Genomic DNA, 13,184 nt, shown 5'->3' with positions numbered 1-13,184 from the left:
TCTCGAGTCGTTTACGGAGTGATCGGTCTCCATTTTCAGGAAATTGGTATCGGCAAACTAGTCGCAAACTTGAGCGGCCAGGGGTGGCGTTCTTCAGTGCCGCAACAAAGCCTGGCTCATTTAATGCAGACAGGTTCACATCGTCGTCAACGATGAGAGCGTTGCAGTTGACGACAGCGTAGGTGTCCGCGTTCGACGACACCGTTGCACGTTGAAGCTCGGTAGAAATCGGCGCCACGAAGTAGTTCGGTACCTCGTCGGCTGACAACGCAGCGAACGAGGTCATGCAGCATCCGAAAAACAGTAGACTCTGGATGTTCCTCATTTTAAAACTTTCCAAGCTTCGTCAATGATTTGTGTGATTGGCAACGCAGTGCGTGATGCGTTGTAACTCTGTTGCTCAATGATAAACCAAAAGTCGCCCGTAAATTCGGTTTCGAGCGGCGGTTCCTAGCATCGGAGCTTAAAGGCTGTGGTCCAGTGATCTGGCGCGGGTGCGGATCCCTGCCTTCGTCGTCGGCGAGCGTATTGGTAACCAGGGACGAAAAAACATCCGCCTCCTACAATTCCAAATATCAAATGGGCCCACGGTGGATACATCGCCATCAAGACCGATGCAAATAACAATGCTGCAGTCTGGAAATAAAACGCCCCAGTTAACATGCTTGCTTTGATTAGAAAAACCATCGCAGTAACGATGCCTAGCATCGGTGAAAGGGTGAGCACGGGTAGTTTGAGCCACCACTCCAGCGGGAACATCATCGCGATCGCCATCATGCTGGCGCCCCATACGTGGGCCACTTGCCGCTCAATAAACGTGACCGGCCCCATCCGTTTTCGCAGTCGCCAAAATACCGCTGCCCAGGCGCCCAAGCCGATCGTCCAAACCGCGGCGTAGGCCATTCGGTTGGTGAAGCCGTGATAATCCAATTGCCATGTCAACAAACAAGCAACCAGCAGCACCAGCGAATGCCACATCCATAACAAGCCCCAGTTCTCTAGAACGGCGGCATGATGCGTTTCGCGGAACACTCGCGCGACCACTTGGCTAAACCGACCACTGCGAGCGGCGACCGGTTCGTCGGCAAGATACGCTTCGAGGTCTGTGGCCAACGCGGCAGCCGATTCGTAGCGTAGATCAATCGGTTTTTGCAGACAGCGAACGACAATCATTTCTAAGTCGCGGTCTAGACTCGGACGCAGCGCTCGTGGCGGGCTAGGGTCTTGCTCGATCACCAGCATCACCAATTGCATCGGAGTCTCGGCGACAAACGGCGAGCGTCCCGTCAAGGCGAAATAGAGCACGCAGCCAAGGCTGTACACATCGCTGGACGGTCCGACCATATCGCGGCGATTGCCCGCTTGTTCGGGTGACATGTAGGCTGGCGTGCCCACCAACATGCCACTGCGAGTCAGGTCGGCTTGGGATCCCGATTGTTTCGCCAATCCAAAGTCAGTAATCATCGGCAACCCATCGCGAGGCAATAAGATATTGCTCGGTTTGATGTCGCGGTGCAAGACGCCGGCGTCATGCGCGAACTGGATCGCGCGAGCGACAGTGGCGACAATCTGAGCCGCTTCTCGCTGGGGCATCGGGCCATCCGCCACTCGATCGGCCAGCGTCATGCCGTCGATGTATTTCATGCTGAAGAAAGGGCGGCCGTCGATGTCAGCAACCTCGTATACCGGCACGATACTGGGGTGATCCAGCTTCGCGGTGGCCGACGCCTCGGCCAAAAAACGCTGCATGTCAGTGTCGCTGGCCAACCGTCCCCGCAAAATCATTTTGACAGCGACTTCGCGATCGAGGCTGATTTGTCGAGCTCGGAAAACGACCCCCATTCCGCCGCGGCCGATCTCTTCGATCAATTCATAATCACCGATCTCGGTCGGCAATTGCAGACTTCGCCAACGTCCCGATGAGCCACTTTCGTTTGCAATGGACCCGTTTGGATCAGGTCCCATTGGATCAGGCCGCTGTTCGTTGGCAACGCCTGCGGTATCGGTGACCAGGACGGCGCCCCACAGTCGCCGCAGTTCGTCGGCGTATTGGGGATGTTGGTGACATACGGCGGCAAAGTCGACAAGTTCACCGCGGCAAACACCATCGGCAAGATCGGCCAAGATCGCGGCGATCTTTTCGTCATCCGCACTAAACTGCTCCGTATCGGAGTTCGGTTCGCTCGGAGGTCGAGACGGTTCTTTGCTCACGGTGCGTACTCGTCACCCGATTCGCTCTCGAGCAGTTCACGCAGTCGCCGGACGGCGCGTAGGTACCGCATGCTCGCCGCGGGCGGATTGACGCCAAGCACCTCGGCAATTTCGAGATTCGAAAGGTGCTCGTAATGCCGCATCAAAATGATTTCGCGATCTTGTTCGCCGAGCTGCTCGATCGCCGCTTCCACTTTTGCCGCGATCTCGGCTTGCGTGGCTGCAGCGGCAGGCGTCGGGCCGGGATCCCAGAGCTGAGCCGCCAATTCCACGGACGATTGATCTTGGCCGCCGGGCATCACCATCGCTTGTTCGCGATCCATGTTACGTTTCGCGCTGACGCGGTGCCGTCGGTACGTGTCGATGATACGGTCCCAGGCGATTTGACGGATCCATAAATGAAACGCCATCGCAGGATCATCGAGATATTTGTCCAGCCGTCCGCTGGCTTCGACCAATACATCCTGGACGACGTCGCTGACGTCCACCCGTCGTTGGACTTTGCGATCCAGACGCATTTCCACCAATCGTCGTACAGAGACGCGGTGCCGTTCGAGTAAACGGTTCACCGCATCGGCGTCACCCTGTTTCGCTGCGATCAACAGCGTTTCGGTTTTGTCGTCGCTAGGCCAGATCGATTTTGCCATGGAATTGTGTTCGCTCGCGTTCGAGATCGTTCTCTACCATCATAGAGGAAAGTAAATACCCGAATGTCGTTGATCGCTCGGCGATCAGCACGAATGATCGCCGAGCGATCGACGACGATGGTTTTGGATCGATAGCTGGTTTGCCGTGATCTCGATGACCGCTTCCACGCCAGGCGAACCGTAGACTGCGGCCCCGGTGTAAACGATCAAGTTTTCACGCAGCATGGCGACGCCGTCGTGATGCGTATGCCCACAAATCACTGTCGTTTTGCAATCCGAACGCTGTTGGCAAAACTCCATCAACGTCTGGCCGATTTCGCCGCATACGAAAAAGGGGGCCCAGTTGTCGTCGGTCGTTTTGCCTTCGTACCAACATGATTCTCGAAACGGCGGAATGTGGGTCGCGACCAGCACGTCCGTCGCTTCGCGGGGCACGGCTGCGAGTTTGATTTGCAGTCGAGCGGCCGATTCGGCGCCGAGTTGTTGTAGCTTGGCTTTCCAGAGGTCCGGCGATGTCTCGCGAAAATCATCAATTTGTTCGAAGTCGTTCAAGCGGATGAACGAATCTTCATAATTGCCAATCGTTGCGTCACCCCAACCATCCTCACCGCATAGAAAAACTCCGTCGGCCAGTGGAATCGGGCCAAGGTCGGTCAAATAGTTCAGCGCATCAAGCTCGCGTGACGCCGCGATCACAGCCTGGCGAGTTCGCGCAATCGAACTTTGGTAAAAGTCGTGATTGCCAAGCACAAAGTAGACGGGGACCGCGACCGTGTCGGCAATGCGGCGGAGTTGCCAGACGACGTCATCCCCTTCGGAGATATCGCCGGTGATTAGAAGGGCATCCGGCTGTGTGGATGCGATGCGATCGGACCATTGGTCCCACTCGCGAGACGAAGCGTGATTGAGATGCGGATCGGTTATCCACGCGATTCGCATCTCATTTCACTTTCATTTTATTACGACAACACGACGGACCCGATGGAGCCGTCGTGCTGTTCAAACTGAATCAAGCGATGCTAACAATTAGGCGGTCGCTGCGATACCGGCAGCTTCAGCCAACGCTTCGGCCTTGTCGGTTTTTTCCCAAGTAAACGCATCGCCTTCGCGTCCAAAGTGGCCGCCGGCACTGGTTTGGCGGAACACCGGACGACGCAGTTGCAAGTGGTTGATGATTCCCGATGGAGTCAATGGGAAGTGTTCTCGCACCAACGCACACAATTTGGCGTCTTCGACTTTACCGGTGCCTTCGGTGTCAACGTGAACGCTAACCGGTTCGGTCACACCGATGGCATAGGCGAGTTGAACTTCGCAGCGATCGGCAAGTCCGGATGCGACGATGTTCTTGGCAACATAGCGGGCCATGTACGCGGCACTGCGGTCGACTTTGGTCGAGTCCTTGCCGCTGAACGCGCCACCGCCGTGACGTCCCCATCCGCCGTAGGTGTCGACGATGATCTTGCGACCGGTCAAACCACAGTCGCCGTGAGGTCCGCCAACCACGAATTTGCCGGTGGGGTTGATGTGGTACTTGATGTCGCCTTTGTCCAGCTCGGCTGGGATGGAAGGCTTGATCACGTTTTCGATGATGAACTTTTTGATTTCATCGTTCGTGACATCGGGGCTGTGCTGGGCACTGACGACAACGGTGTCGACGCGGACCGGAGTTTGTCCTTCGTATTCAACCGTGACTTGCGCCTTGTTGTCGGGACGCAACCAGTCGACCTCTTTGGCGAAGCGAGCTTCGGTGATGCGATTGATGATGCGGTGCGACAATGCGATCGGCATTGGCATCAATTCAGGCGTGTCTTTGCAGGCGTAGCCGAACATCAACCCTTGGTCGCCGGCGCCAACGTCTTTGCCGCTGGAATCGTCCGAGTTGACACCTTGGGCAATGTCGGGGCTTTGGGTGTCGAGCGAGACCATGACGGCACAGGTGTTGCCGCAGATGCCCATTTCGTCATCGGTGTAACCGACTTCGTTGATGACTTCGCGGACGACGTCGGAGTATTGGACGTTGGCCTGGGTAGAGATTTCGCCCGCGACGATCGCGATGCCGGTGGTGACCATGGTTTCACAGGCCACGCGGCTATTTGGGTCTTGCGCCAACAACGCGTCGAGAATTCCATCCGAAATACGATCGGCCAGCTTGTCGGGGTGACCCATGCTGACAGATTCACTTGTAAACAGGTATCGAGCGTCGCTCACGTGTTCTCTCTCCACTAGGTTGATCTTTCCCACCAAACTGGCGAGTCACCAAAGTGTTGGTTTAGGGTTAGAATGAATTGCCACTAAAGTAATTGTCAAAAGCGAGTCTGAAAAGCGCTATTCAGCAGCCGTGAGGGGGATCGCGGCGAAAAACAGCTACCTTTTGCTGCCAAATTCCTCTAACAATCTTATATGAACCGACCCAGCACGCCAGCAACGACCGCATCTCGCAACCCGAGTTTGCCCGCATCCGGGGATCCATTGGAGATGGATTTGCCCGAACGGCCGCTGCCGGCGCTGTTGTTATCGCTGTCGTTTCACGTCGTTTTATTTAACGGACGTGGGATTTTTTGGGCGCGAACGCCCTCGGGGACCGGTTCGGAAGTCGATCGGCCTGCGGGGATTGCGATGGTCCACCGCATGCCTGACCGCGATCGCTACGTCGATTCCGCCAAAGTAAACGAGTCAGCCGCCAGCGAAAATTCGGCCGCCAAATCGGGTGATGTCGCGTCGGCAGCGGCGGCACCCGCCGATTTAAGTCCGCCAATTGATCTGGCGGGTATTCTGAGCGAAATCAGCGATACCCCGTCCCCGATTTCGGGAACCGGAGTCGCCGGTGAAACCACGCTCGATGGCGACGCGTTTGATTCCAAGCGTCCGCCGGGCAGCGAAGGAGATTCCAGCGATACGACAACGATGGTTTTTGGCGTTTCAGGCAGCGGATCGCGATTTGTCTACGTTTTTGACCGATCCGACAGCATGAATGGCAACGGCGGAATGCCGCTGCGGGCGGCCAAACGCGAACTGATCAAAAGCTTGAACAGTCTGACGGACCGCCAGCGTTTTCAGATCATTTTCTACAACGATCAACCCGAACCCTTCAAAACCGTCGGCATGCCAGTGCAATTGATGACCGGTGAGAAGGCGACGTTGGCTCGCGCATCGCGTTATGTTGACTCAATCACCGCGTTTGGCAGCACCGAGCATGACAGTGCCTTAAAGCTGGCGCTGCGAATGGATCCCGACGTAATCTTCTTCTTGACCGACGCCCGCATCCCGCGATTGTCGTCATCCGAGCTTGCCGAAATCCGTCGCCGGGCTCAGCGAAGTGGAACCACGATTCATGCGATCGAATTTGGAGCCGAGCCGGTGTCGCCGCCGGACAGTTTTTTGCGTGAACTCGCAGCCCAGAACTTGGGGCAGTATCAGTACGTCGACGTTCGTTCGTTGGGCAGCAGGATGGAACCTTAAAGTTGAATCGAATTCTCTATCTAACCATCGCGGCCCTTTTGTTGGTTCTGCAAACCGCGGCTTGGGCTGACAAAGTCTGGCTCGAACCGACGCGGCCGACCGCAGCCCAGAGTGATTGGTATCCGCAAGCGATTCAGACGCATACGGGCGAGATCATTGCACTGGATGCAAAACAGTTGGCGATGCGAATGGCGGGCGACGAAAAGGAATCGCTGTTCGCAGCACATCGCGTGATCTGGATCGAACCAAGCGAGGTTGGCGAAAAGCAAGCGGCTGCGATCAAGTTGTTTGACGAGAAGAAGTACGACATGGCACTTCGGGGTTCGCTCGATGCACTGAGCGAGCGGCCCCCGGTGTGGCGTCAGCAATGGTTGTCGATGGTCGCGGCGCAGGCGGCTTGGCGAAGTTCACGCGGTGCGATCGCCCTAGAATTGGTGTCCCAGTTAGATCGTCGTCCGTTGCCGCCGATTGCACTCGCATGGCTGCCGATAGCGTGGCGGAACCCGCGAGGAATCTCCGGCACCGCGACGACCGATGCGGCCCTCAAGCGACTCGGCGATCCATCGTCGGCAGTGCGACTTGTCGCCGCTAGTTGGTTGTTGTCGAGCGACCGACGCGAGGCTGCTGTGGAGACGTTAAAGACACTCAGTGCCGACCATTCACGGCCGGTGATCGCGCGTTTGGCCGAAACCGTGTTGTGGCGAGCGACGTCGCCGCCCGAGGTGGCTGCGGCGGCAGGGCGGTGGCAAGAAAGGCTTGATGCGTTGCCGATCGTGCTGCAAGTCGGCCCGACCGTTGCCATGGTCGAGCTATTGAGTAATGCGAATCAAGACGAGGTTGCGGAGCGATTGAAGCTGTCACTACAGCTGACTCCGCCGCACCCGCACCCGGATCTGTAACGGTCATTCGCAACGCGACGAAGCGTTTCCTAGCCGGGCGGCCATGTCATCTTGCGGCCGCCGAGCAGGTGAAAGTGCAAGTGCGGAACCTCTTGGCCACCGTCGCTGCCGCAATTGGCAACCAAGCGGTAGCCGTCGGTTAGCCCTTCGGACGCCGCAATCTTTGATGCCACCATCACGCAGCGGCCAACGGTCTGCTCGTCCTCGTCGCTCAAATCATCCAGCGACATGATCTCGCGTTTGGGGATGATCAAAATATGAGTCGGTGCCTTGGGCGAAATATCGCGAAACGCCAAACAGGTGTCGTCTTCGAAAACGATGTCCGCTGGAATTTCGCGATCAATGATCTTGGTAAAAATCGATGGCATGGGCTTAAACCTTCTCCTGCTTGCCGGCTTTCAAACGAAGGAACGCGTCGAGAAACCCTTGCAGTTCGCTGCCGTTCATCACGGAGTTGAAACTGCCAACGTAATGTCCCGTTCGCGCATCTTTGACACGTTGATCGGGGTGCAAAAAGTAGTTGCGAATCTGGCTGCCGAAACCGGTACGCGCCTGCGTCGCATACTTGCTGGCATCCTCGGCGTCCCGGCGATCCTCTTCGATCCGAGCCATCTTCGCTCGCAACATCTTCCAGGCGGTCGCCTTGTTCTGATGCTGGCTGCGTTCGTTCTGGCACTGGACGACGGTGTTGGTCGGGATATGCGTCAAGCGAATCGCACTGTCGGTTTTGTTGACGTGCTGACCCCCGGCACCCCCGGCGCGATAGGTATCGATCCGCACATCCTTTTCCTCGATGTCGATCTCAATCGAATCATCGATTTCCGGAGTCACGCTGACGGCGGCGAAGCTGGTTTGACGCTTGCCTTCACTGTTAAACGGGCTGATCCGCACCAGTCGGTGAACCCCTTCTTCGCCTTTCAAATAGCCATACGCCATCGGGCCACGAACCGCAATCGAGGCGTGGTTGATCCCGGCTTCTTCGTTTTCTTGTCGGTCGAGCAGTTGGATCGAGTAATCCTGGCTGACGGCCCAGGCGGAATACATCCGCAGCAACATATCGGCCCAATCGTTGGCGTCGGTTCCGCCATCGCGAGCGTTGATCGTGATGATTGCCCCGGCTGAATCATTAGGGCCGTTCAGGAGCGCCTTGAGCTCCAAATCGTCCAAAATATTCTCGAGCCGCTCAATTTCGCCCGCAACCTCCTCGGCGATCGATTCGTCCTCGTCGGCCATCTCGAATAATGCATCAAGATCCTCGACCGCGGTAGACAATTTCCCCATAGGACCGACAATAGCTTTCAGTCCCTTCAATTGTGAAACCACCACTTGGGCCGCTTCGTTGTCGTCCCAGAAGTCGGGTTGGCCCATGCGAGCTTCGATTGACTCAATTTCTTCACGCTTGGCAGCGTAGTCAAAGAGAGTCTCCGAGTTGGACCAGACGCTCGCGGATCTTTTTGCTGCGTTGAACGAATTCGGCATCCACGGGTGGGGTGAGCTCCAGGAAAGCGGGTGAGTGAGGGAACCGGTCTGTTAGCGATCGGATCGGGTTTCGAGGGTGATCCAGACAAATAAATCATATCGAGTTAAGGGAAAAAGATACATGGCACGGGTGGTTCTAGCGATGAGTGGCGGCGTCGATTCCAGCGTTGCTGCGCACTTGTTGCTCGAGGCGGGCCACGAGTGTATCGGTGTCTTTATGAGGCACGGCGAAGAATCGAGCCGCGTGTGCAGTACCCCATCGGCTGCAGGCGGCGAATCAGATGCCGCAGACCAATCCGCGGGCCGATCCGAGGGGGCACTGCCGGTGCTCGGCGGACTCCACCAAGCTCGCGCCGATCACAAGCAGGGCTGCTGTACCGCCTCGGACGCCGCCGATGCTCGCCGCGTTGCCTCAAAAATGGGGATTCCCTTCTACGCGCTCGATCTGCAAGAAGATTTCCGCCGCATCGTTGACTATTTCGTTGACGATTACCTCAACGGCCGCACGCCCAATCCGTGTGTGAAGTGCAATAATTGGATCAAATTCGGCCGTTTGTTCGACTATGCGGACGGCGTGGATGCCGATTTTGTGGCGACCGGGCATTACGCCCGGATGGTCAAAAACGGCGACCAATCCGAACTGCATCGAGGACTCGATTCCAACAAAGATCAGTCCTATGCCCTGTTCGGGATCGGGGCCGAGCGGCTCAACCGGATGCTGTTGCCGGTCGGTGGCTTTGAAAAGCCTCGGATTCGCGAAATGGCAATGGAGCTTGGGATGGGGGTCGCCGGCAAACGTGACAGCCAAGAAATTTGCTTCGTCACGCAAGGCCATCACAGCGATTTCGTCAAAGCGAGACGCCCCGAAATGGTGGGAGCGACCGCAGGTGAAATTGTCACCACCGACGGCAAAGTCGTCGGGACACACGCCGGATACGAAGCGTTCACGATCGGCCAGCGAAAGGGACTCGGCGTGGCGATGGGGACGCCTCATTTTGTCGTCCGGATCGAAACGGAGACCAATCGAGTCGTGATCGGACGGCAAGAAGCGCTCGCTCGCGATGGTTTGACAGCAAACGAAGCAAATTGGCTGGTCGATCCGGATACGCTGCCGGATCGAGTGGGCGTGCAGATTCGCTACAACGGGTCCCCGCTGCCGGCTCGCGTTTTTGTCGATCCTGGGGATCCCGATCAGTTCACGGTCAAGTTTGACGAGCCTCAGCTAGCAATTGCTCCTGGCCAAGCCGCTGTCGTTTTCGATGACACACGCGTGCTTGGAGGGGGCTGGATTCAGTAATTTGAACGATATCGACGAGGCGGCATCATGATTGCTAGGATGCGGCTTGCTTGTTTTGCCCAATCGTTAAAGTTTTAGGAATGGTTCATGGGTCTATATGACCGCGACTACGGACGCTCGGCTGAACGTACCCCGTGGGACCGAGTCCAGAATCCGCGAAGTGTGACGATCATTTTGATCGTCATCAATGTCGCTGTGTTCTTTGTCGACATGATTTTTAAGCAGGGTGGCGTCAGCCAGTTGGTGCCTTGGCTCGGCGCGCAGGCCAGCACGGTGACACAGCCGTGGATGTGGTGGCAATTTCTGACCTACGGTTTCGTACACGATCCGAACAATATCAACCATATTTTGTTCAACATGATCGGGCTGTTTTTCTTCGGCCGGATCGTCGAGCGGCGGATTGGCCAGCAAGAGTTCCTGAAATTTTACCTCGCGGCCATCCTCTTGGGTGGCATCGCTGCTTCGATCTCGTATTTCATCCAAGGGGGTGGATTGGCGATCGGGGCGAGCGGTGGGGTGGTGGCAACGACGATTCTGTTTGCCTTGTACTATCCGCATCAAGAAGTGTTGTTGATGTTCGTGATCCCGGTGAAAGCTTGGATCTTGGCGGTCGCTTTTGTGGGGATGGATTTGGCCGGTGCATTGGGATTGATGGGGAATTCCCAGACCGCGTTTGAAGTCCATTTAACGGGCGCGGCGTTCTCGGCGGCTTATTTCTATCAACGCTGGAATTTTCGCTGGCTCGATTTGGCGGTGCTCTCCGATTTGCCGCATTATTTCCGCCAGCGATCGCGTCGCATGAAGCTGAAAATTCATGATCCCGATCGGAAATTGAACCAAGAAGCGGCGGAGGCGGACCGAATTTTGGCAAAAATTCACGCCAGCGGCGAAGCGAGCTTAACGCGATCCGAACGCAAAACGTTAGAACGATACAGTCGACGACAACGCGAAAAACGGGATCAGAACTAAGCAACCAGCAAGAGCCTTCGGGGTCGATCGCTCAGCGAATCAAGCAAAAAAAACTCCAATTGCAATACAATCAACAGTCACCGGCGTTGTGGATCTTGTCACAGATCCCGGCCCGAGGATCTTTAGCAAGATCCACTACTTCTTTGTCCGAACCAGGATACAAATGATGATTCCACGAGTTTGCGGTGCTGCGGTGTGCCTGATGTTTTTCGCGGCGATCACTGCAAATGTCCATGCCGATGACGACGGACGTTCGCAACCGCTTGCCGAGGGAGCCAAGGCGATCAACTTTGAATTGCCGGTCGTGGGCAGCAAAGATTTCATCGAATTGCAAGCGGAATACAAAAAGGGACCGGTCGTCGTCATCGTGCTACGAGGCTATCCCGGATACCAATGCCCGCTGTGCAGCAAACAGGTCAGCAGTTTGGCGAACCGTGCCAAAGCACTCTCTCAAGCCGCATCACGCGTGATTCTAGTTTACCCAGGCGAAGCGACCTTGCTGCAGCGACATGCCGAAGAATTCATGGGATCGCGAACGCTGCCGGCACCGCTGGTGATGGTCCGCGACGACGCGATGGAGATGGTCACTCAGTGGGGCCTTCGCTGGGATTCGCCCCGTGAAACCGCGTACCCTGCAACTTACGTGATTGATACAAATGGTCGTGTTGCTTGGTCCAAAGTCAGTAACTCGCACGCCGGGCGAACCACGGTCGAAGAAATCATGAAAGAGCTGCGAAAACTATAGGTGTGGGATAGGCTTCCAGCCTGTCATCGGTCCTTCCATTTCACAGTCGTTGATCGCTCCGCGATCAAAACGTAAGCTCGCAGAGCGACTGTGAACATATTGTACAACGCCTTCACAACTACCACTACAAACAACGGACACTAGATTGACTGCTCGCATTCATATTGTTGGGATTGGCGACGACGGACTTGATGGGTTGACCGGTCAAGCGAGAAACTTGATCGACCAAGCGACCGTGTTGGTGGGCCCGTCGCAGTTGCTCGAAAAAGTTCCCGTCTCGGCTGCCAAACGCATTGTTGTCGGCAGCAATTTAGAACAGTTGCAACAATCGATTCGCGATCTTGGCGACCAGCCCGCGGTGGTTTTGGCGGGAGGCGACCCGTTGTTTTACGGGATCGCGCGTTACTTGACCGAAACGTTTGGCAAAGACCGTTTTGATGTGGTGCCTCACGTTAGCAGCATGCAGTTGGCGTTTGCGCGTGTCAAAGAGAGCTGGGATGACGCCTACCTGACCAACCTCGCGAACCAATCGCTTGATCGTGTGGTGGACAACATTCGCACCGCCGAGCGTGTGGGAATTTTTACCACCGAAGACATTTCGCCCTCGGTCGTTGCTGAGGCGTTACTAGACCGACGCATCGATTACTTCACCGCCTACGTTTGCGAAGATCTTGGCACGCCTGATGAAACCGTGACGCAAGGGGATTTGACTTCGATCCGCGGTCAATCCTTTGGCGTCATGAACGTGATGGTGCTGGTGCGAAAATCGGGAGCCGCCGATCGACCCAGCGGCAGTGCGAACCGTCGCTTGTTTGGCAACCCCGATGATTTGTTTTTGCAGTCGCGACCTAAGCGAGGTTTGTTGACGCCTGCCGAAGTCCGCTGCATCGCGCTTTCAGAACTCGATCTGACCGCAAAAAGCACCGTATGGGATGTCGGTGCGGGGTGTGGATCGTTGGCGATCGAAGCTGCTTCGATTGCGACGCAAGGCAAAGTGTTTGCAATCGAAATGGATGCCGAGGATTACGGATTGATGATCGAGAATGCCAAATTGTTCGACGTTCCCTCGTTGATTCCGGTCCACGGACAAGCTCCCGAGGCCTGGAAAGACCTTCCCGATCCCGATGCCATCTTTGTCGGCGGTACCGGACGTGTGGTGCCCGATTTGGTCTCGGCTGCCGTGCCGCGATTGGCCCAAGGCGGTCGCATCGTCGTGAATGTCTCCAGCCCTGATAATCTGGTTTCGGTCCAGAATGTATTTTCCAATGTGGGACTGGTTCAGGATGTGCGAATGATCAATATCTCGCGAGGCCAGTACCAAATGGACCGCGTCCGTTTCGAGTCGCTTAACCCCACCTTCTTGGTTTTGGGCCGCAAGTTGAAATAGTTGCGGCTTGGCTTTGCCAGCCTATTATGCGAACTATGCTAGAGGCCGATCGAGGGACGTCGGATGCGTTCCCTCGTAGTGGATCTTGCTA

13 protein-coding genes are annotated in these 13,184 nt (G+C 56.3%); 6 read left to right on the top strand and 7 right to left on the bottom strand.

What is annotated here, in order from left to right; all coding sequences use genetic code 11:
- The 5 genes from ABX962_RS16650 to metK all read right to left on the bottom strand — a co-directional run.
- Positions 1-286, bottom strand: a 286-nt coding sequence (locus tag ABX962_RS16650; protein WP_372721170.1) for a hypothetical protein, incomplete at its 3' end; no start/stop codon positions are given.
- 164 nt (positions 287-450) lie between these two features.
- On the bottom strand, positions 451-2,211 hold the full coding sequence (locus tag ABX962_RS16645) for a serine/threonine-protein kinase (protein WP_372721169.1): 1,761 nt from the start codon (positions 2,209-2,211) through the stop codon (positions 451-453).
- Positions 2,208-2,858: a sigma-70 family RNA polymerase sigma factor gene (locus tag ABX962_RS16640; RefSeq protein ID WP_372721168.1), complete on the bottom strand. Its 651-nt coding sequence runs from the start codon at positions 2,856-2,858 to the stop codon at positions 2,208-2,210. The genes ABX962_RS16645 and ABX962_RS16640 overlap by 4 nt, the downstream gene beginning before the upstream one ends.
- A gap of 84 nt (positions 2,859-2,942) precedes the next feature.
- The gene (locus tag ABX962_RS16635; RefSeq protein ID WP_372721167.1) at positions 2,943-3,797 is read right to left on the bottom strand and encodes a metallophosphoesterase; all 855 of its coding nucleotides are present in this window, start codon (positions 3,795-3,797) and stop codon (positions 2,943-2,945) included.
- Positions 3,798-3,884: 87 nt separating this feature from the next.
- Positions 3,885-5,066 carry a methionine adenosyltransferase gene (gene metK, locus ABX962_RS16630; RefSeq protein WP_339944884.1) on the bottom strand — a complete coding sequence of 394 codons (1,182 nt, stop codon included), beginning with the start codon at positions 5,064-5,066 and terminating at the stop codon, positions 3,885-3,887.
- A 192-nt stretch (positions 5,067-5,258) separates the two neighbouring features.
- Between metK and ABX962_RS16625 the strand changes: the two genes are divergently transcribed.
- Both ABX962_RS16625 and ABX962_RS16620 read left to right on the top strand, forming a co-directional pair.
- Positions 5,259-6,317 (top strand): hypothetical protein, encoded by a 1,059-nt coding sequence (locus ABX962_RS16625; protein WP_372721166.1) that lies wholly within the window; start codon positions 5,259-5,261, stop codon positions 6,315-6,317.
- Between the two features lie 2 nt (positions 6,318-6,319).
- On the top strand, positions 6,320-7,216 hold the full coding sequence (locus tag ABX962_RS16620; protein ID WP_372721165.1) for a hypothetical protein: 897 nt from the start codon (positions 6,320-6,322) through the stop codon (positions 7,214-7,216).
- Positions 7,217-7,245: 29 nt separating this feature from the next.
- Here the strand turns inward: ABX962_RS16620 and ABX962_RS16615 are convergent, their stop codons facing one another.
- Positions 7,246-7,584 (bottom strand): histidine triad nucleotide-binding protein, encoded by a 339-nt coding sequence (locus tag ABX962_RS16615; RefSeq protein ID WP_372721164.1) that lies wholly within the window; start codon positions 7,582-7,584, stop codon positions 7,246-7,248.
- A 4-nt stretch (positions 7,585-7,588) separates the two neighbouring features.
- Positions 7,589-8,699 (bottom strand): peptide chain release factor 2 gene (gene prfB / locus ABX962_RS16610; RefSeq protein WP_339946906.1). Its coding sequence is split into 2 segments (ribosomal slippage): positions 7,589-8,629 and positions 8,631-8,699, totalling 1,110 coding nucleotides; the frame shifts between segments, so codons are not numbered across the junction.
- A gap of 117 nt (positions 8,700-8,816) precedes the next feature.
- Here prfB and mnmA point away from each other — a divergent pair.
- From mnmA to cbiE, 4 genes are all read left to right on the top strand, one after another.
- Positions 8,817-9,992, top strand: a complete 1,176-nt coding sequence (mnmA, locus tag ABX962_RS16605) for a tRNA 2-thiouridine(34) synthase MnmA (protein WP_372721163.1) — start codon at positions 8,817-8,819, stop codon at positions 9,990-9,992.
- A gap of 87 nt (positions 9,993-10,079) precedes the next feature.
- Positions 10,080-10,961 carry a rhomboid family intramembrane serine protease gene (locus tag ABX962_RS16600; protein ID WP_372721162.1) on the top strand — a complete coding sequence of 294 codons (882 nt, stop codon included), beginning with the start codon at positions 10,080-10,082 and terminating at the stop codon, positions 10,959-10,961.
- Positions 10,962-11,124: 163 nt separating this feature from the next.
- Entirely contained in the window at positions 11,125-11,706 is a 582-nt protein-coding gene (locus ABX962_RS16595; RefSeq protein WP_372721161.1) for a redoxin family protein, read from the top strand.
- A 145-nt stretch (positions 11,707-11,851) separates the two neighbouring features.
- Complete coding sequence (gene cbiE, locus ABX962_RS16590; RefSeq protein WP_372721160.1) at positions 11,852-13,093, top strand: precorrin-6y C5,15-methyltransferase (decarboxylating) subunit CbiE; 1,242 nt, start codon at positions 11,852-11,854, stop codon at positions 13,091-13,093.
- Positions 13,094-13,184: the final 91 nt, after the last annotated feature.

The sequence above is a fragment of the Novipirellula sp. genome, from assembly GCF_041583735.1.
Classification (GTDB): Bacteria; Planctomycetota; Planctomycetia; order Pirellulales; family Pirellulaceae; genus Novipirellula.
This window is presented reverse-complemented; position numbering and strand designations above follow the sequence as displayed.